Here is a 22386-nt window from a genome sequence, read left to right on the forward strand (position 1 = left end):
CATCATGATTGTATTCGCTGGTACTGACACGCATTGCTGGCCCCACAGCTACGAGGATCGATAATCGAAATCAACGGAGGTTGGAACTGGTGAGGTCAGTGTAAGTAGGACTAGATGTACTACCGGGTCATGACGCTGGTGACATGCCGGTGATGGGACTTCGACCTGCTCAGTGTGGGAGGCCGTGAAGGTAAGAACTGTGTTGTTGCACATGTCGGTCGGCGAGCGTCCCTTACGGAGCCGGCGGGTCTGAAAGAATGGACGCATCATGGATGAAATGAAACGCGCTAGTGAGCTGACAGTGGTCGAGATCTGCGCTGGGGCAGGTGGTCAGAGCCTCGGGTTGCACCTTGCGGGGTTCCGGCACACACTGGCAGTTGAGCTTGACCGCGACGCGGCCCAAACCCTCGAGCGTAATCTTTCTCGCCTTGCAGCCGCTGAGGGGCAGCCGGAGCCGAAAGTTGCGGTGGGGGACGTCGCTGACGAGTCAGTGTGGAACCCCGCCGAACATGCGCGAGTCTCGCTGCTCGCGGGTGGAGTGCCCTGCCCCCCGTTCTCGATTGCCGGTAAGCAACTCGGCTCGTCGGATGAGCGCGATTTGTTCGCCTGGGCCGTCGAGGCTGCTGGTCGCATGCAGCCTGACGCGGTGCTGCTGGAGAACGTCCGCGGGCTATCGATGCCGCGTTTTGCCGGGTATCGACAGGCCGTCCTCGACCGGTTGGCCGAGCTGGGTTACCACGCCGACTGGCGGCTGCTTGAGGCGAAGGATTACGGTGTCCCGCAATTACGGCCTCGCTTCATCCTCGTGGCTCTGCGCGAAGAATTCGCGCCCTACTTCAACTGGCCTGAACCGACCCCTGCGGTACAGACGGTGGGCTCTGCACTCTATGACCTGATGGCAGCGAACGGGTGGCCGGGCGCCGAGATCTGGGCGAAGAGGGCCGACCGGATTGCCCCGACCATTGTGGGCGGCTCCAAAAAGCATGGCGGGCCTGACCTCGGCCCGACACGGGCGAAGCGCGATTGGCGCGCCCTCGGAGTCGACGGCCTTGGGATCGCAGACGCAGCGCCGGGCCCCGATGTCCCAGTGGACTTCGTCCCCAAGCTGACGAATCAGATGGTTGCCCGCATTCAGGGCTGGTCGGGCCAGGCGTACGAGTGGGACTTTGCCGAGCGCAAAGGGCGAAAAACTACAACCTACAGGCAGATCGGTAACGCGTTTCCCCCACCGGTAGCCCGTGCTGTCGGGGTCGCTATCGCATCCGCATTACGTAAAGACGGAACTCCGACCGGTCGCCACGGCGCGGGCAGCCATGACGAGGTCTACCGCGCGCTACGTGAGCATGCTGGTTTTGTCTCGTTCGCAGGGTTGCGGAAGGCGCTCGGAGGGAGTCTCGCCGACAGTGAGATCGAGCGCAGGATTGACTTTATCAGCCGTGACTTTGAGGTTGAGCTGCGCGTTCGCCGCGGGGTGCCAATGTACAAGCTGGGGGAGTGGCGGGCGTTCCGCGGGCAGGCGAACCACGCCCGCCACGAAGTGTTTGCGGTCGATCGCTTGCGCGCCAAGGTTAGCTAGCCGCCTCATCTATGGCGCTCTTTGTGAATGATCTTGTTGGTACAGCGCTATGTGGGCTTCGCCGACATCGTGTCGCGAATTGACGTCAGACGGTCAAGGCTCAATTTTGGAACACTGATTTTGATCTAGTTTTAGGAGTTTTCCATGCCAGACTTCGGCATTCCTCCCAAGGGGGAGGAGATCAAGGCGGTCATCGACCAGCGCCTCAAACTGGCGATGACTGAAAACGGTGCGAAGGTCACGATTGACTGGCGTGGTGAGCCCCGCCACCTGTATGTGATTTCCGTGCCGGTCGAGATGCTCTACTTCAACCCGGATACCCACCGAATTCGTGCTCAGCGGACCCTCGACCCAGAACGCGATAGGGCCATTGAGGAGAACCCCTGGGGTCAAGTAGCCCAGGACTACCTCCACGACCTGCTTAGGCAGCGGCCGTCCAACCCGGACCAAACGGACCCCGATTTCACCGCACTGATGGACGAGCTGGACGACGTCGGCCAGCGCGAACCAGGGATCGTTACCCCTCACGGGATCCTGGTCGACGGCAACACTCGAGCCGCCGCGCTGATCGATCTCGGCGAGCAGAACATCAGGGTCGGCGTTCTGCCGGAAGACACTTCGCGTAAAGACATCAACGCCGTGGAGTTGTCTCTCCAGCTGCGGAAGGACCGCCGGCGAGACTACTCCTACATCAATCGACTCATCGCGATCGACGAAGAACTTGGGCGCGGGCGCACGGAAGCCGATGTTGCGAAGGATTTCAATATCAAGCTTGCGACGCTGCAGCGAGACCGCTGGGTCTACGCGCTAATACTCGACGCGATTGACCGCAGTAAGACCGCGGACGGGGCGGCCCTGCGTCTGATTGATTTCGAACAGCACCAGGAAAAGCTACGTGAGCTCCACCGCGACTTTTCGAAGCTGGCTATGACCGACTCTGATGCTGCCAAAACCCTGATGCAGTCGCGCCTGGCAATGGTCCTCCTGGACTACCCGAAGACCTCCTTGCGTCTCGCTGAGGCAGACTTCCACACGCGATATCTCGAGAGCCGTCTCCCGGAGGACCTGAAACCGAACTTGTCCATTTTGGAAGAGGTTTTAGTCCCGGGTATTCCCGGGGCGGTCCTACCAAGGCAGAGTAGTGCTTCTGCCGCAGCCGAAGCTCTCACAAACCGGCTTCTCCGTGCCAAGGCGACGGCGACTGATGGCAAGAGCGCGAATCCCGCGGATGTCGCATGGGCTGCCAGTGTCATGAAGCAGGCGCGAGATACGTTCGACACCGCCGTGAAGCTTGCTGGGCAGAACGCAGAACTCGTAAAGCGGCAGACCGCGGTACCAGAGCGGCTGACTGATGCAGCGGACTACGTCACTCAATGTGCAAGCGAGTTCGCTGAGGCGAAGGCAAAGCGAGCCCTCGACGACGAGGCTTTTGACGACGCACTGATCGTGCTCCGCGATAGCCTCCAAAGCCTCGCCCGCCAGGCTGGACGCACCTTCTCCGCGCCCGGGGAAGGTGTTGCCTGGCTCCTCAACGCCGTCCGGTCCACGTGATGATGCCCGACCAGCCAAGCCTCAGCATCGGCCTCGCGTTGGAGGTTACGCGCGCCCGGCTCGTCGCTCGGCCAGGGCTGGAGGATGACCTCCGTAGGCTGGCAGTCGGCTTCCGCACTAGCGTGCAACGGTCGCCCGGTAGTGTCGAGATTGAGCTCGACGACCTCCTAACAAACCTTGAGGTACTCAGCAGATGGCCGCATACGGCAGATGGTGATGTGCTTTGGGACGGACAGCTACAGGCGCTCGTAGTCGACTCGCTGCATGATGCTCAGACACTGTCTGGTCAGTTGCATGACCGCAGAGCGGAGGCGGCAGTGGGTTCCGAAGCTGTCCACGGCCTTCTCGGGCCTGAATGGACAGGAGACCTCACATCCTTTCAGCTGCGCGACATCGCCAAGCTGCTGTCGCTTCGGCACGGAGCCAACTTCTCCGTCCCGGGTGCTGGTAAGACGAGAGTCGGACTTGCTGTATTTCACGCGCTGAGACGCCAAGAGAATCTCGAGCGACTACTCATCGTCGGACCCAAGTCCAGCTATGACGCGTGGTGCTATGAGAACAGGGAATGCCTGCAGCCGCCGCTGTCTATGGAGGTGGCCGATGGCGTCCCAGCTAGCACTGTGGAAGCAATCATCGTCAACTATGAGCGCCTCCCCAACATGGTCAGCTCGCTTGGTCGCTGGCTCACAGAGCGGCCCTCTATGATCATCCTCGATGAGGCCCATCGCATGAAGCTCGGGGCGGACGGTGCATACGGCGCAGCCTGCCTCGCTCTCGGCCCTCGCGGGCGGCGCCGGCTTATCCTTACGGGGACACCAGCCCCGAACGGGGTCAGGGACCTCGAAAACCTCTTCGGATTCGTGTGGCCCGGTACTGGTCGCCAAAGCGTACTCCGGGCGGTGAACGGTGGCGACCTTGCCGATGCCAGCCGCACGCTCAGACCTCTCTTCACACGAACGACCAAACATGAGCTCGATCTGCCGCCAGTGGAGACCAGCCTGCGAGTTGTACCGCTGCCTCCTTTGCACGCTGAAATTTATGAGGCCCTCGTTGGGCAGTTCTCCGCGCGCGCGACCGGACACGAGGGCGACTTCCAGGCGCTTGGCCGAATTTTGGTATACATGCTCATGGCTGCGACCAGCCCTGCCCTACTCGCAGTCGGGACCACGCAGTATGAGCCGCTTGCATACCAAGTGCCGCCGCTGCCGGTTCCCGAGCGATCATCGCTCTACCAGCTGATGCAGGACCTTCCAACCTACGAGATGTCGCCGAAATACCAGGAAGTGCTTGCGATAGTCAGCGAGAATGCTGCCCAGGGTCGAAAGACGCTCGTATGGTCAACGTTTATCCGCAGCCTCAACACGCTGCAGAGAATTCTGGCGAGGTTTGGCCCTGCCGTGGTCCACGGGGGCACCCCCGATCGCGAAGAGCAGATCAAACGGTTTCGGAGTGACCCTGGCTGTATGGTGCTGCTGTCCAATCCTGCAACGCTCGGCGAGGGGATCAGCCTGCATCACGAGTGCCACGACGCGATTTACGTTGACCGAGACTTCGCCGCCGGGCGCTTCCTGCAGAGCCTAGACCGTATTCACCGTCTTGGGCTCAGGCCGGACACCACGACACGAATCACCGTTCTCGCCGCAGAAGGCACCATCGATGAGGTGGTCGCGGCACGGCTCGCGAGCAAGCTGAAGTTTATGGGAGGCATCCTCGACGATCCAGCGGTTCAGCAGCTGGCTGATCTGGACGAGGAGCCTCCGGTCGGTGGAGGTTTGGACCAGGCGGACCTTCAGTCGCTGATGGGCCACTTGCGTGCGTCTACCACCTGAGCCGATCCTGCTCGCCGCCCGGCGCTGGTTGGAAATTCTCCCATTGAGTGGTGGCATCCCACGTGCCCAGGCACTACTGGCGACCCACAAACAGTACAGCGACTTGTCACCCACTCAGTATGCGACAGCACTCGGTTGGCTGCGTGACATGGAGCTACTTGAAAAGATCGGATCGCCGATTCCGTTGGCCAACTTGGTACTCGGCGCGATCTTCGAGAATGCAGCACCCCCGTGGGTGCAGGACGCCGACGAGCTTGTTCAGTCACCGGACGAGTTGCCCTCGGACGTTGTTTCGGCCGGTGAAGTGCTGGGCCTCGATGTGGACGGGGTATACGAGCAGCTCGTCACCAGTTGGGGCAAGGTCGACACCGCTGTTCGCGAGCGGGTTGGTTTTGCGGGCGAAGCAGCGCTTGTCTCCATTCTCAACGAGCGCGCTGACAGCCGTGTCGACCATGTGTCGACGTGGTCCGATGGGTTCGGATACGATATCGCCTTCGCTCAGGGCGCTGCATCCGCCCACTTGGAGGTGAAAAGTACAACGAGGACTGGACGATTCACTGCCTACTTATCGCGGCACGAGTACAAGGTGATGCTACGAGACCCTCGCTGGGTGCTCGTCGTCGTGCGGCTTACCGCCGACCTCGACATCGCCGCAGTGGGCTCGGTGCCCCGAGAGTGGATTGCTGCTGCCGTGCCACGTGACGCGGGGTCTTTCGGAAGCTGGGCGTCATGCAAGCTCGAGGTGCCTGGCGAGGTTATCGAGGATCGTGTCGCGCAGCTTGGAGCGGATGTGGCCAGCAGACTTCCGCAGTGGCGTAGGGTGCAGCCGTGAGCGACGGCTCGGCGAGCCTGAACCCAGGTTTTCGGCGCAGGATCGTATGATCACGGGGAACCAAATGACCACGCCTTGGTAGGCAAGATCAGAAGGACCAACGTGATACAACCGGCATGGGATGACCCGGAGTCCAAAGCGGGGACCATGATTCGTGGGGCGCTATGGCTCCTGCAGGTGGTCGGTGAGGGGGGTACCTTTACCAAGAACGAACTGCGAACGGCTTTTCCCGGTATTTCACAGATCGACAGACGGATCCGGGATCTCCGGGACTATGGGTGGATACTGCACTCCAGCACGGAGGACGCATCTCTACTTGCTGAAGATCAGCGGTTCGTGAAGGCTGGAGTGCCGGTGTGGGACCCGCACGAGCGCAGGCAGGCTGCGCCCCGCAAGGCGATTTCGAGCAAGGACCGGCAGACAGTACTTATTCGAGACGGGTACATGTGTACCCTCTGTGGGATCGCGGGCGCTGAGCCGTATCCGGACGACCCCATAATGACAGCTGTCGTCGCCGTCTCGCGACGCTCCATCCGAACTCTTGACGGGCGCGAAACCGAAACGTTTGTGACCGAGTGCAAGCGATGTACGTCAGGACGAGGGGCATCGCCGATTGAAGAGCGCGACGTTCTTTTGGCTGCAAGGGATCTCAGCCCCGGAGATCGGCGCCGCTTGATCCGGTGGATGGAGCGTGGTCGACGGGGCGGCACAGAGCTCGACCGCGCTTGGGCTGCATACCTGCGAGTGCCCAGTGATAGACGAGACCAGATTGCAGATGAGCTTCGCCACGAGCAGTAACAAGCATCGATAACAAGTTGTGCAAGGAATTTTGTCCGACGGCAGGCCAAAAGCTTCAACCGAACTTGATAAGGCTGGCAACTTGCATCAAAGCGATTGCGCCAGCGAGTTTACGAGATTTGCCCGAGCTACAACTTGGAGAACTTTTCCGCCCATCGTATGCTTCACGTAGAGAGCCCTAGACATAGGATTCTGTTCCTAACTAGAAGGAAATACTTGTCCGAGCAACAGGCTGAACTCCCACTGTTTCCTCCGGCCGAAGATCGAGAAAACAGCTCGGGGCCGGACTTAATATTCGAAGGAGGGGCGGAACTGGCCGGGGGCTCTCTTCCCCTGATGGCTCGGGCTCGTCAGGCTTACCATGTTCAGCTATCCAACGTCCTTATCACGAGTGAAGCTGGCATACCCAGCAACTCAGATGGGAGTAAACAACCTAGTTTACGGTTTGCTCAGGGCATTGCTGATCGACTTGGTACAGCAGGTAGCGGGCCCAAGCCATCGGGACAGACTCTTGGAGCCCGCTTTGAGCAGGCGACAGCGGATTTTCTAGCTGCCACTTTTCCTCGGCTCACTTCCATACGCCCGGGAGATTGGACAGTCCGGAGAATCGGAGACAAGAGCCACCCTGGATTTATGACTAAAAAGCAAAAAATTGAGGGTTCAATTTACGAACAATACGAACACTTGAATGACCTTGAGTCCATTGTCAAAGAAAGGCGTCAGCTGCAGGCAGCATTGGGCAACGCATATGCGATTGCGCCCGACGTTGTGATCACTAGAAAGCCCGTATCTGACGAAATCATCAACCGGGATGAGTATCTCGTGGGACATCCTTTCTCGAAGTATGCGGCCATTCGTGATGCGGTTCAGACTCGCTCCCTACTGCATGCAGTCATTTCATGCAAATGGACTCTCAGGTCTGATCGTGCTCAAAATGCGCGGTCGGAGGCATTGAATCTCATTCGAAATCGTAAGGGCCGAACGCCCCACATCGCCGTTGTGACGGCCGAACCGCTTCCTCGTCGACTCGCGTCCTTGGCCCTGGGCACTGGTGACATCGACTGTGTTTATCACTTCGCCTTGCCAGAACTTTTTGACACGTTGGAGTCAGACCCAGACGTTGATGCGCGGGAGATGTTACACATCATGATCCGAGGTAAGCGCCTCAAAGATATCTCTGATCTCCCGCTGGACCTCGCTGTCTAAAACATCACCCGTGGCAGTCGATACCCCTAGGAAAGGAAGTTGCTAGGGTGCAGGTCCGCCGCGTGCAGGTTGCTGGTAGGTAATGAGCCCCAGACGTGGCAGCATCCAAGGCCAGCAAGCCCTCTCTTCAGTTCAGCACCCGGCCGCCATCGACATGCGGAAGCTGGTGCTCAAGGAGATCGACCTGCGCGGCACCATCGCCTACGTCCGCGACCACTCCGCCGTCATCAAAATGGTGCAGGAGGGCAAGGTCGACCTCAAGCCGTTCATCACCGGCCGGATCGCGCTGGAGGACCTGGTGGAGCAGGGCTTCGACACGCTCATCAACCACAAGGACACGGTGGTGAAGGTGCTGGTGCATCCGTATGGGCTGGAGGCCAGCCGCACGTCAGGGGAGCGGCTGCCGTTCCCAACGCTGACGGACGACGATGGCGGGAGGCAAGTTCCGCCGTCGTCGTTCCAGCCTTTCCTGCTGGCCCGGAGGAGGAAACCTGGGGAAACTTAGCCCTCGCGGCCGATCTGCAGGTAGCTGAGTCCGCTGACGTCGAGCCAGAACTGGGTGGGAGTCTCCACCAGGCGCAACAGGACGCCCTCGCAGGAACTGCAGCGCACCACAATGCCCGGGGCGTCAGCGTAGACCTTTGCCTCCGCGAAGGCCCGAACGGCGCCGCAGTGCTTGCACCGTCCGATCGCCGCGATGATATCGATGCGGAACACTTCCCACAGGGGTCCTGCCACCGCGTTTCCATCGAGGTGAGGGATCGGGTTGCGCTCACTACCGGCGATGTCCCGGTCCTCAGGGCCCGGGTTCTCAGCTCCCGGGAAAGCGCGTTTGCCGGTCACTGGGTTCCTCCCGTTCCGCCGAAGCGTTCAGTCTTGATCGAGGCGGCGGGATAGCCCGCCTGGACCAGCCATTCTGCGACCGTTTCGACGAATACAGTCTGGCCACAAATGAAGGTGTCGGGTGCAGGGTCCACCGGCAGGATGCTCGCCAGCAGGACCTCCGCCGTCAGCCGTTTCGGAGGAGCCTGCCAGCCTGCTGGCGCTTCGCGTGTATAGACGTAGTCGACGGTCAGTTTGGGGGATTCCCGGCTGAGGGTGAGCAGCTCCTCGCGGTAGAACCCCGCCACGGGTGACTTGAGCGAATACAGCAGCCGGAACTGGGACGGGTTTTCCGAAGCCTCATGCGCGCGGATCATGGACATCAGCGGCACGATGCCGGATCCGCCGGCAATCAGCTGCACCGGGTTAGTGTCCGTCGGCCGCCAGACGAACCAGCCGCCCACAGGGCCACGGATCTCCAGCTGGTCGCCGATGGCAACATCCCTGACCAGATAGGGGGAGACTTCACCGTCAGGCAACTCGTCAACAGTGATCTCCAAGAGCTCATCCATGCCGGCCGTCGCCACGGAGTAGGAGCGGACCGCCGAATAACCGTCGTCTGCCGTAAGGCGGATATCGATGTGCTGTCCGGCGAGGTTGCCCATCAACCCGTCAACCCGGAGGCCGATTGTTCTGGACGTTTCCGATTCGGGCACGCGGCTGACCACTTCGGCGACGCGCCACAGCCCGCTCACGGGTCCCGCCTCATGAATAGCGCTCTTCTCGCCACGGGTCGCCGTGGAGGTGGTAGCCGTTGGATTCCCAGAAGCCCGGGATGTCGTCCGGCGTCAGTTCCAGGCCGTTGACCCACTTTGCGCTCTTCCAGAAGTACAAGTGCGGCACCAGCAGCCGGGCGGGTCCGCCGTGGGCGCGCCCCAACGGCTCACCGTCGAATTCCCAAACCACCCAGGACCGGCCGCCCAAGAGATCCGCCAGCGGGACGTTGGTGGTGTAGCCGCCGTAGGAGTGGGCCGTGGTGTACCGGCAGCTCGTTTCCACGTCCTCGAACAACGTGTCCAGGGATACTCCCCGCCACGTGGTGCCCAGCTTGGACCAGCTGGTCACGCAGTGGATGTCTGTGGGGATATCGACCTGCGGAAGGTCCATGAATGCCTCCCACGACCAGGCATGGCGCCGGCCGGTTTCAGTGGTGATGAAGAGTTCCCAGTCCTCCATGGGGATGTGGGGTGCAGGTCCGGCACTCAGAACCGGAAAACTCCCCGTTTCGTATTGGCCTGGAGGTACGGCTCGATTGCTGCCGTGGCGTTTTCCATGAAAACCGGACGAAATGATGCCCATCATGCACCTCCAGTGCGGAGCTTCCGGTCGACTCTGATCGGTTCCCCAACGATAGGGCAAGTGCCCGGCAGGGTCTAGGGACGGGCCGATTGCATCTCGCGGCGATAAAATTGCTGTAGGGGCACGATCGAACCGTTCAAGGAAGAACAATGAAACCGATCCGTCAGAGCATTGAGGTAGCCCGCCGGCCTGAGGACGTGTTCTCCTACGCGACCGACTTTGCCAGGTTCCCCGAATGGCAGGTCGGTGCAGTCACTGCAAGCCCCATCGGTGATTCTCCGGCCGGACCTGGTGCGCGGGCTGCCGTCACCCGGAAAGTTGGCCCAAGACGGTTCGCGAGGACCGAAGTGATCAGCCGGTACCATCCGCCGCGCACCTGGACGGTCGAGGGCGTCGGCGGCCCACTCACAGCTCATGCCCACGGAACCATCGAACCCCTACGGGATGGCGCCGGGTCGCGGGTCACCATCGATATGGACTTTGAAGGCCGCGGCTTAGGCCGGTTCTTCATCCCCGGCATCGCCCGGTTCGCGGCCCGTAGGCAGATCCCGAAGAATCTTCAGAACCTGAAAAGGGTTCTCGAGCAGAGCCGATGAGTGCGGCCCTGGCCCTCATGGGCGCGTCGCGCCGGACGGCGACGGGAGCCCGGTGAAGACGCCGGCGGCCATTAAAGCGGAGCGGGTCACGAAGGCCCTGGGCGGAGTCCCCGTCCTGCAGGACGTGACCCTGGACGTGGCGCCGTCGGAAATCCACGCCCTGGTCGGGCTGAACGGTGCCGGAAAGACGACGCTGATGCGGATCCTGCTGGGCATGCTCACACCGGACCGGGGCTCGGCTCACCTGACGGGGTTCCCGGTCTCCGGTGCGGGGACACAGGTATGGTCGCGGCTCGGCCAGATGCTGGAGACCCCGTTCGCCTACCCCGAGCTGACCGCCCGGGAGAACGTCTATTCCTCCGCCCGGCTGCACGGCATGGACCGTGCCGCCGCCAGCTCCGCCACGGAACGGGCATTGTCGGATCTGGGGCTGGAACAATATGCGTCCCGGCGTGCCGGGACGCTGTCGCTGGGAAACCGGCAGCGTGTAGGCCTGGCCGCCGCCTTGGTCCATGGACCGGACGTCCTGGTCCTGGACGAGCCCACCAACGCGCTGGACCCCCGCGGGGTCATCGTTCTCCGCCGGCTGCTCCAGCAGGCAGCCCGGGACAGGGGCGCCGCCATCCTGGTCTCCAGCCACCACCTTGATGAAGTCGCACGGATGGCCGACAGGATCAGCGTGCTCCACCAGGGAAGAATCATCGGTACCCTGCAGCCCGGGACCGTGGACCTTGAACGCCGGTTCTTTGACCTGGTGCTGCAGTCCGACATCCAAGAACAGGAGCAGCCATGAGCGCCTCCGGGCCGACCGTGGAATTCGAGGCCTTGAAATTCCGACGGGCGCCGGTGGTAGGGACGGTGTCAGTCCTGATCGGCGTCGCCCTGCCGGTGCTCGCAGCCGCCTTCATGGTCGCCGCGACCTCCGACGGGTCCAGCCAGATCGGCCTCAAAGCCGCAGCCATGCTGACCGCCACCGGCTGGGCCGGGTACCTGGCGATGGTGGGAATGCTTCTGTCCGTCGGGGCGCTGATGGGCATCGGATTCGTGGTCTGTTGGTGTTTCGGGCGCGAGTTCACCGAAAAAACCGAGGCCTGCCTGTTTGCCCTGCCGGTCAGCCGGCTGCGGCTTGCCTCCGCGAAGTTTACGGTGATCCTTCTCTGGGCCCTGCTGCTGTGCCTGGTCAGCCTGGCGGTTGCCTTTCTGGCCGGCGCCCTCATCGGTCTGGGCGTGCCCGGTCCGGAGGATCTGGCAGTCGCGGGCAAGGCATGGTGTGCCGGCGCCCTGGCAGCCCTGCTGGCTTGTCCTCTCGCCGTCGTGGCCAGCGTCGCCCGCGGCTATCTTCCCGGCGTCGGCGCGCTGGTTCTGCTGGTGGTCATCACCCAGGTGGTGACGGCGTTCGGAGCCGGAGCCTGGTTTCCCTACGCAGCGCCCGGGCTGTGGATGGGCATGGGCGGCGCGGCGGCCGCCGAAACGGTCAGCCCGCTGCAGCTATTCCTCTGCGTCCCGGTCTCCGCGCTCGGCATTGCCATCACCGCCCAATGGTGGAAGAACATGCAGATCAGCTCCGGCTGATAGGCCTGTCCCGGCTCGGCGGTGAAGGTGCTGGTGCACCCGTAGGGCGTGGCGGGCAGGCGCCCGGCATCGAAGGAAGGACGACGGCGGGACGCCCGTGCCGCCGTCGTGCTGCCTACCCTGCCTGCTGGCCACTGCCCGGGTAACCGGAAAAATAGCACGGGATATTTCCCCCTACCTAGCCCGGCCTCGTCTGCGGAAGATTGCCCCCATGAAGAAACTCGTGCTCGCCAGTCTCGCCGCACTTTACAACAGGTAGTACCGGTCCAAAAGACAGGTACGGGCCTACGGTGACCATGGTTTTACCTGTTTTATAGACTCCGCTCACGCCGTATTTTCGGCCAGCCTTCAGAGGGTGGCGTCCCAAGTCCGCGCGCTCCACAACAGAATTCGCTCTTCAAGCAGGGGGAAACGTGATGCAGCTACTCAATACAGGATCCCGGCACTACCAAGGTCCACGTTCGTCAGCTGCCCGCCTTCGCTACCGGCGTGGGGGCATCCTCGGTACGATCCTTGCGGCCCTCGTGCTGGTGGGCCCTGTCCCTGCAAACGCTGCAGCCGCAGTGACCTCCACCATCCCGGTCGGTTCAAGCCCCAGGAACGTTGCGTTCACCCCGGACGGGTCGAAAGCCTACGTCACCAACTGGGAGTCCAACACGGTGTCGGTCATCGACGTAGCCTCGGGCACGGTGGCGTCCACGATCCCGGTCGGGGCGGGTCCGCACGGTGTTGCATTCGCCCCGGATGGGTTGATTGCCTACGTAGCCAGCCCGGGTTCCGACACAGTGTCGGTCATCGACGTCGCGTCGGGCACGGTGACCTCCTCGATTCAGGTCGGAGCGGGCCCGATCGCCGTCGCATTCGCCCCGAACGGGTCGGTCGCCTACGTCACCAGCGGCGGCAGCGGTTCTGGCACAGTGTCGGTCGTCGACGTGGCGTCGGGCACGGTGACTTCCACGATCCCGGTGGGGCCGCTTCCGAACGCCGTTGCGTTCGCGCCGGACGGCTCGACGGCCTATGTCACCAACGGGCAGGATTCCAACATGGTGTCGGTCATCGATGTCGCCTCGGGCGCGTGGACCTCCACGATCCCGGTCGGGTCGTCTCCGACCGGCGTTGCGTTCACCCCGGACGGGTCGAGAGCCTACGTCGCCAACAACGAGGGCGACACGGCGTCGGTGATCGATGTGGCATCCGGTGCTGTAACCTCCACCATCCCGGTCGGGTGGGCCCCGGACAGCGTGGCGATCGCCCCGGACGGGTCAACAGCGTACGTCACCAACTCCGGTGCCGACACGGTGTCGGTCATCAATGTGGCGTCGGGCGCCGTGACCTCCACCATCCCGGTCGGGACGCCTCCGACCGGTGTTGCGGTCTCCCCGGACGGGTCGGCGGTCTACGTCGTCAACACCTTTTCCAACACGGTATCGGTCATCACCGTGGACGCGGCACCGCTGGTGTTCACAGCGGCCACACCGCCCACCAAGGCGAACACGCGGGCCGTCTACACCTACACGTTTGCCGCTACAGGTTCCCCCTCCCCGACGTTCCATGTGTCCTCCGGTGCACTGCCTGCAGGCCTCAGCCTGGACACCGCCACAGGAGTCCTGTCCGGCACCCCCACCAAGGCCGGCAAATTCACGTTCAGGGTGACCGCCACCAACGGGGTCAGCCCCCACGCGGTCACGGACCGCATCACGGTCACCGTGACCAAGGCGAAGGCTCGCTGAGCGTGATTGTCACCTATATATCCCAGAACGCCGTGGCGGTGGCGGATCACTACGACGAGCTCGATCCCATCTACCGGCGGGTGTGGGGCGAGCATGTCCATCACGGGCTGTGGGAGACGGGCCGCGAGACACCCGGCGAGGCCGTTGAAGCGCTGGTGGACACGGTCGGCGACAGGCTGGGCCTGATGCCCGGGCAGGCGTGCGTCGATATCGGCTGCGGCTACGGCTCCACCGCAAGGCGGCTCGCGGTCACGCGCGGGGTCCGTGTCACCGGCTTCACGCTGTCCGCCGAGCAGGCCCGCTACGCCGCCGCGCATCCCGTACCGGGCGTGGACATCCAGGTCCGCGACTGGCTCGATAACGGGCTGGCGGAAGCATCGGCCGATGCGGCGTGGGCGATTGAGTCGAGCGAACACATGGTGGATAAGCCCAGGTTCTTCGCCGAGGCGCACCGCGTGCTGGCTCCTGGCGGCCGCTTCGTCATCTGCGCGTGGCTGGCCGGGACCGATGCCAGCGGCTGGAAGGTCCGCCACCTGCTCGAGCCGATCTGCCGCGAAGGGCGCCTGCCCTCGATGGGCACGCGCGAGGAGTATGAGGCCATGGCAACGGCGGCGGGCTTTACGGTCACTGGCTATGAGGATGTCAGCCGCCGAGTGGCCCGCACATGGCCGATCTGCGCCGTCCGGCTCGTGAAGGCCATGCTCGTCGATCCGGAGACACGCCGCCTTGCATTTGGAACACGCAATCGCGGCGCCATTCTGACTATTCCCCGCCTGATCCTGGCCTACCGCACCGGTGCCATGCGCTACGGGATATTTACGCTGTCGAAGGCTGGGGAGAACGGCCGGTAACCCGAACCCGGCAAATGTGTCTCAGGGCAGCGGCTGCCGTTCGCCCACGCTGAAGGAGGACGACGGCGGCAGGTAGTCACGCCGTCGTCGTTCCATCCGCTGCTGCTGGCCGGGAGACGGGATCCTGGCACGCTTGGCGCGGTTGCACCTGGCGCAGGCAGCGACGAAGTTCTGCAAACTGGTGGAACCGCCTTTGGACCACGGGTAGAAGTGGTCTCCGTGCTCGGCCGGGCGGCCACAGCGCCGCCCGAAGCCCGCCTCCAGCTCGCACAAGCCGCCGGCGCGGGCCATCCCTTCGCGGCGCTGCTGGCGGGTGAAACGTCACACCGGATCCCGGCGCCGGACATCCCGGCTGCTGATGACAGCACCGATAACGCCCAGCACGACGGCGGCGAGACCGGGGAGCGTCACCGCGGCGACGACGCCATCGAACAGGTTGCGCAACACCCCGGCGGCCGCGGATGGCCCCGCTCCGCCGGCCGGTGTTACCTTCGCTGTCAGGGCGTACATCACCGCGGCAGCCAGCCAAACCAACACCGTCGCGTAGGCCAGGCGAAGGCCTTGTCGCGTCCAATAAATGCGGCCGAGTTCGGTCATCGATTCCCCCAATTACCTTGCGCCGGAAGCCCTCGGTCCCGGATGTCCAGGGAGATCGTATAAGGCGGCCGCAGCCCACTGTCCCAGGTTTAGCTCAGTTTTGGTCAGGTTCCGAAGCCAACGATTGGCCGAGCGTAGCCGGGCTCAGAACCTCTCCTCACCACCAGCTATTCAGTATTGCTATCTACCGGTACTCGTGCTTACTATGTACCGGTAGTCAGTATCACCGAATAGCTGGGGAGGTATCGCCATGGGTAAGCAGATGACAGAGATGCTTAAGGGCACGCTCGAGGGCGTTGTTCTTGCCATCCTGGCCGTGCGGCCGGCGTACGGCTATGAGATTACGGCCCGGCTGCGCGACCAGGGCTTCGCCGACATCGTGGAGGGAACCGTTTACGCCCTGCTGGTCAGGATCGAGCAGCGCGGCCTGGTCGACGTCGAGAAGGTCCCGTCGGAGAAGGGTCCGCCGCGGAAGGTGTATTCGCTGAATGCACTGGGCCGTGAGTACCTCGAAGAGTTCTGGAGGACGTGGAGTTTCCTTGCGGAACGGATCGAGAAGCTTCACCACAAGACACAAACCCCGCAGGAAGAAGGAGTCTGACCATGGCTGCAAAATGGATCGAGTCACTCACCGGCTCGCTTGAGCAGAAGAAGCAGTACAAGGAGGACAAGGCCCGCATCGAGGCCCTCCCCGAACCGTACGCAACGGCCGCAATGGCAATGCACCGGTACGTCATCTACTACGGCGGCGTCACTGACGGCGGCACGCTGACCACAATGTTCGGCGACCTTGCCGACCTGTGGGAGCGCGCGGCCATCGATGGGACGCCGGTGCGGGCGATCGCCGGCGAAGATCCGGTGGAGTTCGCGGAGACTTTCGCGCAGGCTTACTCCGGCAAGCAGTGGATCGATAAGGAACGCGAGCGTCTGCGCCAGGCCTTCGAAGCAGCGGCCGGTGACAGCAGGAAAGGGAGCTGACCCATGGCCCCCGGCCAGGCCCTCGACCCCGCAATTCGGGTGCAGGGCATCGAGAAATCGTTCAAGGACGTGCAGGTCCTCAAAGGGGTCGATTTCGAGGTCGCCGCGGGGAGTATCTTCGCGCTGCTTGGCTCAAACGGCGCAGGCAAGACCACCTTGGTGAGGATCCTTTCAACACTGCTGAAACCCGATGCCGGCACCGCAGCGGTGCACGGTTACGACGTCACCGCCAACCCCAGTGAAGTGCGTGAATCGATCAGCCTCACCGGCCAGTTCGCAGCCGTCGATGAAGTGCTTACCGGCCGGGAGAACCTGGTGCTGATCGCGAAACTCCGCCACCTGAAAGACCCGGCTACGATCGCCGAGGGCCTGCTCGCCCGCTTCTCGCTCACCGGGGCAGGGGACCGCAGGGCTTCAACGTACTCGGGCGGCATGCGCCGCAGGCTGGACATCGCCATGAGCCTGATCGGCAAACCCCCGGTCATCTTCCTGGATGAACCAACCACCGGGCTGGACCCGCAGGCTCGCATCGAGGTGTGGCAGACCGTCAAACAACTTGCCAACAGCGGAACGACGGTCCTGCTGACCACGCAGTACCTCGACGAGGCGGAGCAGCTCGCCGACCGGATCGCGATCCTCCATCAGGGCACGATCATCCAGAACGGCACCCTCGCCGAACTCAAGCAACTCCTCCCGCCGGCCAAGGTCGAGTACATCGAGAAACAACCCTCCCTTGAGGACGTGTTCCTGGCCCTTGTCGGAAAGGAATCCCGATGACCACCCATGCACTCGGCGACACCGGCGTACTGACTGTCCGCTCGCTTCGCCACATCCTCCGCAGCCCCGACACGATCATCACCACTGCGGTCACCCCGATCGCACTGATGATGCTGTTCGTATACGTGCTCGGCGGCGCAATTAACACCGGATCCGGCGAGTCCTACGTCAACTACATGCTCCCCGGGATCCTGCTCATCACGATTGCGTCCGGCATCGCCTACACCGCGTACAGGTTGTTCCTGGACCTGCAGGGCGGCATCTTGGAGCGCTTCCAGTCCATGCCGATCGCGAGGTCCAGCGTGCTCTGGGCGCATGTGCTCACCAGCCTGGCCGCGAACATAGTCTCCGTGGTGGTGGTCACCGGCGTCGCGCTGATCATGGGGTTTCGTACCGGAGCGTCAGTGGCAGCGTGGCTGGGGGTTGCGGGGCTCCTGATCCTGTTCACTCTCGCGCTCACCTGGATCGCCGTGATCGCCGGGCTCTCCGCGAAGACCGTGGACGGGGCCAGCGCGTTCAGCTACCCGCTCATCTTCCTGCCCTTCATCAGCTCGGCCTTCGTCCCCACCGACTCGATGCCCGGCCCGGTCGCCTGGTTCGCCCGGAACCAGCCCGTCACCTCCATCGTGAACACCATGCGGGCCCTGTTCACGCAGCAACCGGTCGGCGGCGACATCTGGACGGCCCTGGCCTGGCTGCTTGGCATCCTCGTCCTCGGGTACGCCTTCGCCATTGCCATCTACCGCCGCAAAATCAGCTGACGTTTCGTGCGACTCAGGGGCGGACGGGTGCGGCTGCGTCATTTCCCAGCACCGTTGTCCAGGGGCTGGCAGCCCAGGATGTCACAACGCCGTTGATGACGTAGGGATCTGCGGCGGCAAAAGTTTTTGCGGCCTCGAGCGCGTTCTCGCCGGTGAAGATCAGCAACCCCTTGAAGGGGCCTTCCCCGACAGCCCCGCCCAGGAGAAGCTCGCCGCGTTCGACTGCCTCCCACCCTGCGCGGAGGTGGTCTGGGCGGTATTGTTCGCGACTTTCAAGGTAGTTGTCTGCGTAGGTGTATTCGAGCACGGCGTGCATGGGTGTCTCCATATCGTTCAGGGATTCGATCGTTGTAGGAGCAGCGTACCCACCGGGACTCAGCCGGAAACCGCAGCCACCTCAACCTGAACCCCCGCGTCCCGGAACTTCTGCACCTGGGCCGGGTCCGCGCCGTCGTCCGTCACCAGGGTCCAGGGCAACGCGAGTCGGGCCCAGGCGTGGAACGGCCGCAGGCCGAGCTTCGACGAGTCGGCCAAAACGTAAACTGAACGCCCGCGGCGGGCCATGAGCTCCTTGAGACGGGTCTGGGCGTGGTCGGCTTCGCAGATGCCGTCCTCGGCGGTGACGGCGTCGGCGCCCAGAAACACACGGTCAAAGCTCATCCGCTCCAACGCCGCCTCGGCCAGTGGCCCCACGAAGCTCTGCGACAGGCTGCGCAGCCGGCCGCCCAGGCAGTCCACCTCGATGCCGTCCGAATCGGCAAGTTCCTGCATGGTGTTGATGCCCGGCGTGGTCACGGACAGCTTCTCAAACCCGCGCAGTTCATGCGCGAGGGCACCCACGGTGGAACCGGCGTCGAGCAGGATGTTCTCCCCGGGCCGGATCACCGACGCCGCCCAGCGCGCGATAGCGTGCTTCTGCTCGAATGCCTCCCCGGTGCGCTGCCGCAGCGACGCCTCGGGGTGCGCGCCCAGGGCCATGGCCCCGCCGTAGGTGCGGGCCAGCCGGCCCTGCCCGTTCAGCAAAGCCAGGTCCCGGCGGATGGTGGACGCGGTCACCTCGAACCGGGCGGAGAGCTCCTCCACGGAGGCCAGGCCGGTGGTCACGGCGAGGTGGTAGATCTCCTCGCGCCGCGCGTTTGCGCTCAGCATTCCCGGTCTCCTTCCGTGGGCATGGCGGTGGCAGTGGTACCCATGCTAGTTCCGAGCCGGCAAGTCCCGCCGCCAGGCACCAGCAAAACGGCCGGTCAGCAATCCTACGCTGACCGGCCGCCCCGTCCGGATTGACTAGGCAGTCTCGTCGCGGGCCGGCGCCAGGTCCACTGCCTGCCGCAGCGCCTCCAGCAGCGACTCGTGGTCCGCGATGTTCTTGCCGGCGATGTCGAATGCGGTGCCGTGGTCCACGGACGTGCGCACCACGGGCAGGCCCACGGTGATGTTCACGCCGTTCTCCAGGCCCAGGACCTTCACCGGGCCGTGGCCCTGGTCGTGGTATTGGGCCACCACCAGGTCGAAGTCGCCGCGGCCGGCCAGGAAGAACAGGGTGTCCGCCGGGAGCGGGCCGAAGGCGTCGATGCCGTCCGCCTGGGCCTTTTCGATGCCCGGCTGGATCTTCTCCGCTTCCTCGCCGTAGCCGAACAGGCCGTTCTCGCCCGCGTGCGGGTTGATGGCGCACACGGCGATCCGGGGGTTCTCGATACCGGAGGCGCGCAGCAATTCATAGCCGCGCTTGATGGTCCGGTACACCAAGTCCCCGTTGATCTTGGCGATCGCATCGATAAGGCCGATGTGGGTGGTGACGTGGATGACGCGCATCTTGGGCGCGGTCAGCATCATGGAGACTTCCTCGGTGCCGGTCAGTTCGGCCAGGAGCTCCGTGTGGCCCGGGAACTTGTGGCCGGCTGCGTGCAGGGCTGCCTTGTTCAGCGGCCCGGTGCAGATGGCGTCCACCTGGCGGTCCATGGCCAGCTGGACGGCCTTTTCGATAAAGAGGTAGGAGCCGTGTCCGGCTGCGGCGGAGAGCTCGCCCCACGCGAGGTCCTCCGGGATGCAGTCGATGTCCAGCACGTCGATGGTGCCCTCGTCGAACAGGGCCTCCGACGGTTCGGCGACCTTACGCAGGGTCAGCGGACTGGCGACGACGTCCGCGGCGAGCTGCAGCCGGCGAAGATCGCCGATGACCAGCATGCGCGCCTTCGACCGGAGCTCCGCGTCGGCAAGGGCCTTGACGATGATTTCCGGGCCAATGCCGGCCGCATCGCCCATAGTGATGGCAACAATCGGGCGTCCCATTATTTGATACTCATTTCAGTCGTGGTTCCAGTAAGAAATCGTGTGGTCCGGGCCAGCGTTCCGGCGTCTCCGAACGCGCCGGCCTTGGTGACCAGCAGGGGGAGTGGCTCGGGCAGCAGGCTCATCACGACGCCGGGCTCAATCTCCCCGAGGACCGTGAAGCTGCCTGCGCCGAGGGCTTTCAGGACAGCGGTCGCCGTTTCCCCGCCGGTGAGGACCAGGGCGTCGCAGTGCCCGATGCCCGCAGCGGTGGCCCGGGCCAAAGCCTCTGCCACAACGAGTGCCTGGGACTTGTCCACGGCGCCCATGGGGTCCGGCGTCAGCACGACGTCCGTCCGCGCCATCGCCTGGACAACCAGGTCCGGAACGGCCGTGCCGTCGAGGGTGGCGTGGTCCAGGGTGATGTGTTCGGCGCCGGCCGCCACCAGCGCATCGGTCTGCTGCCGCGCGAGGCCGGAGTAGCTGCCGATCACGGTCAGGGTCCGGCTGACGGGCCGCACTTGCGCATTCCGCGCAGCTGCAGCTTCTTGGCGGGGCGCGATGTGCCCTGCCAGGCCGCCGGAACCGACCAGGAGCACCGGAAAGTCCAGCAGGTCCGCAGCGGCGGCGATGGCCGTGAGGTCAGCATCGGAGACGGCGTCCAGTACGACGGCGTCAATCCCGCGGTCCTGCACGTCCCGCAGGTGCGCCGCCAGTTCGTCCGGCGTGCGTCCGCTGGTTTCCGCCACTTCAGCGGTGAGGCCGCCGGCGGCAAGTGCCGCCGCGACGCCGCCGTCGTAATTTCCTGCCGTGTGGGGGACGCCGTTGACGTGGACGATGCCGCCGAGGGTGGTCCGTCCCGTGCCCGGGAACGCCGGAGCCACCACCGCCAGGCCCTTGCCGCGGCCCTGCGTCAGCCGCGCCAAGATTGCCGCGACTTCCACGCCCACGTTGCCTCGCAGCAGCGAATCAATCTTCTTGAAGACCCGCCGGTGCTGACGCAGAGACTGGTCTACCGCCGTCGTCACCGCCGTGGCTGCTTCCGCCGGCGCCAGGTAGCGGCTCTCGGTGTTGATCGACAGGATCTGGGCGTCGGGCCACGTGCTGCGGACGTCGAGGACGACGGAACTGCTGTGCGTGGGCCCGTATGCTGCGGCCGCATCCGCCGCTCCCGTCAGGTCGTCGGCGATGATCGCCCAGCGCATGGCTGCGGTGGTGTTCATACTGCTCGGGACACCTCAGGAGTTTGCACGGTCTGCTTGGCTTTCAGGCGCCTAGCGTACCAAGCGACCATGAGGGGGCAGCCGATGGCGGTGACCACCACGGAGGCGGCAACCAGCACGGTGGCTGGACCGGCCGCGGGAGCATATGCCGGGTTGGCTGCGGCCACCAGCATGGGAACGGTGGCTGCGTTGCCGGCGGTGGTGGCTGCGGCAAGGCCGGCAATGCCGGAGCCTCCGGTCAGCTTGTCTGCGAAGAAGAGCACGGCGCCGCCGGCGATCAGCACGAACAGGCCGAGCGCCACTCCGAGCAGGCCTGCGTTGACTACCTGTCCCAGGTTCAGGCCGAAGCCAAGGGCGAGGGCGAAGAACGGGATCAGGACGGGGGCTGCGGAGGAGAGGAACTTGCGCATGGCCGGATCCAGGGCTCCGAGGATGGCACCGAGGAGCAGGGGGATGATGGCGCCCACCAGGGCCTGCCACGGGAAGGCGGACAAACCGGCGACGCCGAGGGTCACCATGGTCAGGAAGGGGCCGGATTCCAGCGTCATGACGGAGTAGGCCGCCACGTCCTTGGGCTTGCCGTACTGGCCCATGAGGGCCATGTACATGCCGCCGTTGGTGTCATTCAGCGCCGCCAAAATAGCCAGGACGGAAAGTCCCGAGAGGATCCCGCCGTCGATGGGAAGTTCGCCCATGAACCTGCCGGCGATGACGCCGATGATGATGGCGAACAGAACCTTGCTGCCGAAGAGGACGCCACCCTTTTTCAGGATGTACGGGGTGGCCTTGATATCAATGCTGGCGCCCATGCAGACGTAGAACACCGCAAGGATCGTGGTGCCGCCGGTGAAGAGCGCGCCGGTAAAGGAGCCGAAGAATTTTGCGGAATCCGGTGCGAAGGTGCCAAGGATGGCGCCGATGAGCAGGGGGATCAGCATCATGCCGCCGGGAACTTTTTCCATGGTGGCCTTGATGGGGACAGACATGTTGCAACCTCATTGTTGTTGGGGGAGAGGGGCCGAGCGCTTGGCTCGAAGCATGATGTAGATCATATCTGGGA

24 protein-coding genes and 1 pseudogene are annotated in these 22386 nt (G+C 63.8%); 15 read left to right on the forward strand and 10 right to left on the reverse strand.

Annotated features, from left to right (window positions below; all coding sequences use genetic code 11):
- Nucleotides 1-268 precede the first annotated feature (268 nt).
- The 6 genes and pseudogenes from FBY33_RS10405 to FBY33_RS10435 form a co-directional block, all read left to right on the forward strand.
- Nucleotides 269-1576, forward strand: a complete 1308-nt coding sequence (locus tag FBY33_RS10405; protein WP_142030497.1) for a DNA cytosine methyltransferase — start codon at nucleotides 269-271, stop codon at nucleotides 1574-1576.
- Between the two features lie 144 nt (nucleotides 1577-1720).
- Nucleotides 1721-3127 (forward strand): ParB N-terminal domain-containing protein, encoded by a 1407-nt coding sequence (locus FBY33_RS10410; RefSeq protein WP_142030498.1) that lies wholly within the window; start codon nucleotides 1721-1723, stop codon nucleotides 3125-3127.
- A complete protein-coding gene (locus FBY33_RS10415) occupies nucleotides 3127-4956 on the forward strand; it encodes a DEAD/DEAH box helicase (protein ID WP_235010528.1) in 1830 nt (609 codons plus the stop codon). The genes FBY33_RS10410 and FBY33_RS10415 overlap by 1 nt, the downstream gene beginning before the upstream one ends.
- Before the next feature lie 148 nt (nucleotides 4957-5104).
- Entirely contained in the window at nucleotides 5105-5788 is a 684-nt protein-coding gene (locus tag FBY33_RS10420) for a protein NO VEIN domain-containing protein (RefSeq protein WP_142030499.1), read from the forward strand.
- A gap of 1134 nt (nucleotides 5789-6922) precedes the next feature.
- The gene (locus FBY33_RS10430) at nucleotides 6923-7792 is read left to right on the forward strand and encodes an NgoMIV family type II restriction endonuclease (RefSeq protein ID WP_142032758.1); all 870 of its coding nucleotides are present in this window, start codon (nucleotides 6923-6925) and stop codon (nucleotides 7790-7792) included.
- A gap of 139 nt (nucleotides 7793-7931) precedes the next feature.
- Nucleotides 7932-8156, forward strand: a pseudogene (locus tag FBY33_RS10435) (2,3-butanediol dehydrogenase); the annotation flags it as partial.
- Nucleotides 8157-8293: 137 nt separating this feature from the next.
- Here FBY33_RS10435 and FBY33_RS10440 read toward each other — a convergent pair.
- Genes FBY33_RS10440 through FBY33_RS10450 form a run of 3 tightly spaced genes read right to left on the reverse strand, consistent with a single transcriptional unit; the run spans nucleotide 8294 to nucleotide 9973 of the window.
- Nucleotides 8294-8635 carry a DUF6510 family protein gene (locus FBY33_RS10440; protein ID WP_235010529.1) on the reverse strand — a complete coding sequence of 114 codons (342 nt, stop codon included), beginning with the start codon at nucleotides 8633-8635 and terminating at the stop codon, nucleotides 8294-8296.
- A complete protein-coding gene (locus tag FBY33_RS10445; RefSeq protein ID WP_235010530.1) occupies nucleotides 8632-9369 on the reverse strand; it encodes a ferredoxin reductase in 738 nt (245 codons plus the stop codon). The genes FBY33_RS10440 and FBY33_RS10445 overlap by 4 nt, the downstream gene beginning before the upstream one ends.
- Before the next feature lie 10 nt (nucleotides 9370-9379).
- The gene (locus tag FBY33_RS10450; protein WP_142030500.1) at nucleotides 9380-9973 is read right to left on the reverse strand and encodes a sulfite oxidase-like oxidoreductase; all 594 of its coding nucleotides are present in this window, start codon (nucleotides 9971-9973) and stop codon (nucleotides 9380-9382) included.
- A 149-nt stretch (nucleotides 9974-10122) separates the two neighbouring features.
- On the opposite strand from FBY33_RS10450, the gene FBY33_RS10455 reads away from it, so the two are divergent.
- The 5 genes from FBY33_RS10455 to FBY33_RS10475 all read left to right on the forward strand — a co-directional run bounded on the left by FBY33_RS10455 (nucleotide 10123) and on the right by FBY33_RS10475 (nucleotide 14722).
- On the forward strand, nucleotides 10123-10569 hold the full coding sequence (locus FBY33_RS10455) for an SRPBCC family protein (protein WP_142030501.1): 447 nt from the start codon (nucleotides 10123-10125) through the stop codon (nucleotides 10567-10569).
- A 52-nt stretch (nucleotides 10570-10621) separates the two neighbouring features.
- The gene (locus FBY33_RS10460) at nucleotides 10622-11362 is read left to right on the forward strand and encodes an ABC transporter ATP-binding protein (protein ID WP_200831358.1); all 741 of its coding nucleotides are present in this window, start codon (nucleotides 10622-10624) and stop codon (nucleotides 11360-11362) included.
- On the forward strand, nucleotides 11359-12141 hold the full coding sequence (locus FBY33_RS10465) for an ABC transporter permease (protein WP_142030502.1): 783 nt from the start codon (nucleotides 11359-11361) through the stop codon (nucleotides 12139-12141). The genes FBY33_RS10460 and FBY33_RS10465 overlap by 4 nt, the downstream gene beginning before the upstream one ends.
- A 416-nt stretch (nucleotides 12142-12557) precedes the next feature.
- Nucleotides 12558-13871: a beta-propeller fold lactonase family protein gene (locus FBY33_RS10470; protein WP_142032768.1), complete on the forward strand. Its 1314-nt coding sequence runs from the start codon at nucleotides 12558-12560 to the stop codon at nucleotides 13869-13871.
- Between the two features lie 2 nt (nucleotides 13872-13873).
- Nucleotides 13874-14722: a class I SAM-dependent methyltransferase gene (locus FBY33_RS10475; RefSeq protein ID WP_142030503.1), complete on the forward strand. Its 849-nt coding sequence runs from the start codon at nucleotides 13874-13876 to the stop codon at nucleotides 14720-14722.
- A gap of 21 nt (nucleotides 14723-14743) precedes the next feature.
- On the opposite strand, the gene FBY33_RS20680 is transcribed toward FBY33_RS10475, so the two are convergent.
- Nucleotides 14744-15013, reverse strand: coding sequence for an HNH endonuclease (locus tag FBY33_RS20680; RefSeq protein ID WP_235010531.1), 270 nt, complete (start codon nucleotides 15011-15013; stop codon nucleotides 14744-14746).
- 30 nt (nucleotides 15014-15043) lie between these two features.
- Nucleotides 15044-15319, reverse strand: a complete 276-nt coding sequence (locus FBY33_RS20685) for a hypothetical protein (protein WP_235010532.1) — start codon at nucleotides 15317-15319, stop codon at nucleotides 15044-15046.
- Between the two features lie 250 nt (nucleotides 15320-15569).
- On the opposite strand from FBY33_RS20685, the gene FBY33_RS10485 reads away from it, so the two are divergent.
- From FBY33_RS10485 to FBY33_RS10500, 4 genes are read left to right on the forward strand one after another with little or no spacing between them, the layout of a single operon-like run.
- Nucleotides 15570-15920 (forward strand): PadR family transcriptional regulator, encoded by a 351-nt coding sequence (locus FBY33_RS10485; protein WP_142030504.1) that lies wholly within the window; start codon nucleotides 15570-15572, stop codon nucleotides 15918-15920.
- A 2-nt stretch (nucleotides 15921-15922) separates the two neighbouring features.
- A complete protein-coding gene (locus tag FBY33_RS10490) occupies nucleotides 15923-16297 on the forward strand; it encodes a DUF1048 domain-containing protein (protein WP_142030505.1) in 375 nt (124 codons plus the stop codon).
- A 3-nt stretch (nucleotides 16298-16300) separates the two neighbouring features.
- Nucleotides 16301-17074 (forward strand): ABC transporter ATP-binding protein, encoded by a 774-nt coding sequence (locus FBY33_RS10495; RefSeq protein WP_142030506.1) that lies wholly within the window; start codon nucleotides 16301-16303, stop codon nucleotides 17072-17074.
- Nucleotides 17071-17835 carry an ABC transporter permease gene (locus tag FBY33_RS10500; protein WP_142030507.1) on the forward strand — a complete coding sequence of 255 codons (765 nt, stop codon included), beginning with the start codon at nucleotides 17071-17073 and terminating at the stop codon, nucleotides 17833-17835. The genes FBY33_RS10495 and FBY33_RS10500 overlap by 4 nt, the downstream gene beginning before the upstream one ends.
- Before the next feature lie 13 nt (nucleotides 17836-17848).
- Here the strand turns inward: FBY33_RS10500 and FBY33_RS10505 are convergent, their stop codons facing one another.
- The 5 genes from FBY33_RS10505 to FBY33_RS10525 form a co-directional block, all read right to left on the reverse strand.
- The gene (locus FBY33_RS10505) at nucleotides 17849-18151 is read right to left on the reverse strand and encodes a YciI-like protein (RefSeq protein ID WP_142030508.1); all 303 of its coding nucleotides are present in this window, start codon (nucleotides 18149-18151) and stop codon (nucleotides 17849-17851) included.
- A 59-nt stretch (nucleotides 18152-18210) separates the two neighbouring features.
- Complete coding sequence (locus tag FBY33_RS10510) at nucleotides 18211-18984, reverse strand: DeoR/GlpR family DNA-binding transcription regulator (protein ID WP_142030509.1); 774 nt, start codon at nucleotides 18982-18984, stop codon at nucleotides 18211-18213.
- Between the two features lie 135 nt (nucleotides 18985-19119).
- Entirely contained in the window at nucleotides 19120-20124 is a 1005-nt protein-coding gene (pdxA, locus tag FBY33_RS10515; RefSeq protein ID WP_142030510.1) for a 4-hydroxythreonine-4-phosphate dehydrogenase PdxA, read from the reverse strand.
- Nucleotides 20124-21326 (reverse strand): four-carbon acid sugar kinase family protein, encoded by a 1203-nt coding sequence (locus tag FBY33_RS10520; RefSeq protein ID WP_142030511.1) that lies wholly within the window; start codon nucleotides 21324-21326, stop codon nucleotides 20124-20126. Before FBY33_RS10520 ends, pdxA begins: the two co-directional genes overlap by 1 nt.
- Nucleotides 21323-22312, reverse strand: coding sequence for a 2-keto-3-deoxygluconate permease (locus FBY33_RS10525; protein WP_142030512.1), 990 nt, complete (start codon nucleotides 22310-22312; stop codon nucleotides 21323-21325). The genes FBY33_RS10520 and FBY33_RS10525 overlap by 4 nt, the downstream gene beginning before the upstream one ends.
- Between the last annotated feature and the right edge of the window lie 74 nt (nucleotides 22313-22386).

This window comes from Arthrobacter sp. SLBN-112 (assembly GCF_006715225.1).
Classification (GTDB): domain Bacteria; phylum Actinomycetota; class Actinomycetes; order Actinomycetales; family Micrococcaceae; genus Arthrobacter.

Excerpts from the sequence above, each read along its gene's own strand:
- FBY33_RS10485 (WP_142030504.1), top strand. The coding sequence starts at position 15,570 with ATGGGTAAGCAGATGACAGAGATGCTTAAGGGCACGCTCGAGGGCGTT.
- FBY33_RS10415 (WP_235010528.1), top strand. The coding sequence starts at position 3,127 with ATGATGCCCGACCAGCCAAGCCTCAGCATCGGCCTCGCGTTGGAGGTT.
- FBY33_RS10405 (WP_142030497.1), top strand. The coding sequence starts at position 269 with ATGGATGAAATGAAACGCGCTAGTGAGCTGACAGTGGTCGAGATCTGC.
- FBY33_RS10520 (WP_142030511.1), bottom strand. The coding sequence starts at position 21,326 with ATGAACACCACCGCAGCCATGCGCTGGGCGATCATCGCCGACGACCTG.
- pdxA (WP_142030510.1), bottom strand. The coding sequence starts at position 20,124 with ATGGGACGCCCGATTGTTGCCATCACTATGGGCGATGCGGCCGGCATT.
- FBY33_RS10490 (WP_142030505.1), top strand. The coding sequence starts at position 15,923 with ATGGCTGCAAAATGGATCGAGTCACTCACCGGCTCGCTTGAGCAGAAG.
- FBY33_RS10505 (WP_142030508.1), bottom strand. The coding sequence starts at position 18,151 with ATGCACGCCGTGCTCGAATACACCTACGCAGACAACTACCTTGAAAGT.
- FBY33_RS10455 (WP_142030501.1), top strand. The coding sequence starts at position 10,123 with ATGAAACCGATCCGTCAGAGCATTGAGGTAGCCCGCCGGCCTGAGGAC.
- FBY33_RS20680 (WP_235010531.1), bottom strand. The coding sequence starts at position 15,013 with ATGGCCCGCGCCGGCGGCTTGTGCGAGCTGGAGGCGGGCTTCGGGCGG.
- FBY33_RS20685 (WP_235010532.1), bottom strand. The coding sequence starts at position 15,319 with ATGACCGAACTCGGCCGCATTTATTGGACGCGACAAGGCCTTCGCCTG.
- FBY33_RS10495 (WP_142030506.1), top strand. The coding sequence starts at position 16,301 with ATGGCCCCCGGCCAGGCCCTCGACCCCGCAATTCGGGTGCAGGGCATC.
- FBY33_RS10525 (WP_142030512.1), bottom strand. The coding sequence starts at position 22,312 with ATGTCTGTCCCCATCAAGGCCACCATGGAAAAAGTTCCCGGCGGCATG.
- FBY33_RS10450 (WP_142030500.1), bottom strand. The coding sequence starts at position 9,973 with ATGGGCATCATTTCGTCCGGTTTTCATGGAAAACGCCACGGCAGCAAT.
- FBY33_RS10500 (WP_142030507.1), top strand. The coding sequence starts at position 17,071 with ATGACCACCCATGCACTCGGCGACACCGGCGTACTGACTGTCCGCTCG.
- FBY33_RS10430 (WP_142032758.1), top strand. The coding sequence starts at position 6,923 with ATGGCTCGGGCTCGTCAGGCTTACCATGTTCAGCTATCCAACGTCCTT.
- FBY33_RS10465 (WP_142030502.1), top strand. The coding sequence starts at position 11,359 with ATGAGCGCCTCCGGGCCGACCGTGGAATTCGAGGCCTTGAAATTCCGA.
- FBY33_RS10470 (WP_142032768.1), top strand. The coding sequence starts at position 12,558 with ATGCAGCTACTCAATACAGGATCCCGGCACTACCAAGGTCCACGTTCG.
- FBY33_RS10410 (WP_142030498.1), top strand. The coding sequence starts at position 1,721 with ATGCCAGACTTCGGCATTCCTCCCAAGGGGGAGGAGATCAAGGCGGTC.
- FBY33_RS10510 (WP_142030509.1), bottom strand. The coding sequence starts at position 18,984 with ATGCTGAGCGCAAACGCGCGGCGCGAGGAGATCTACCACCTCGCCGTG.
- FBY33_RS10420 (WP_142030499.1), top strand. The coding sequence starts at position 5,105 with ATGGAGCTACTTGAAAAGATCGGATCGCCGATTCCGTTGGCCAACTTG.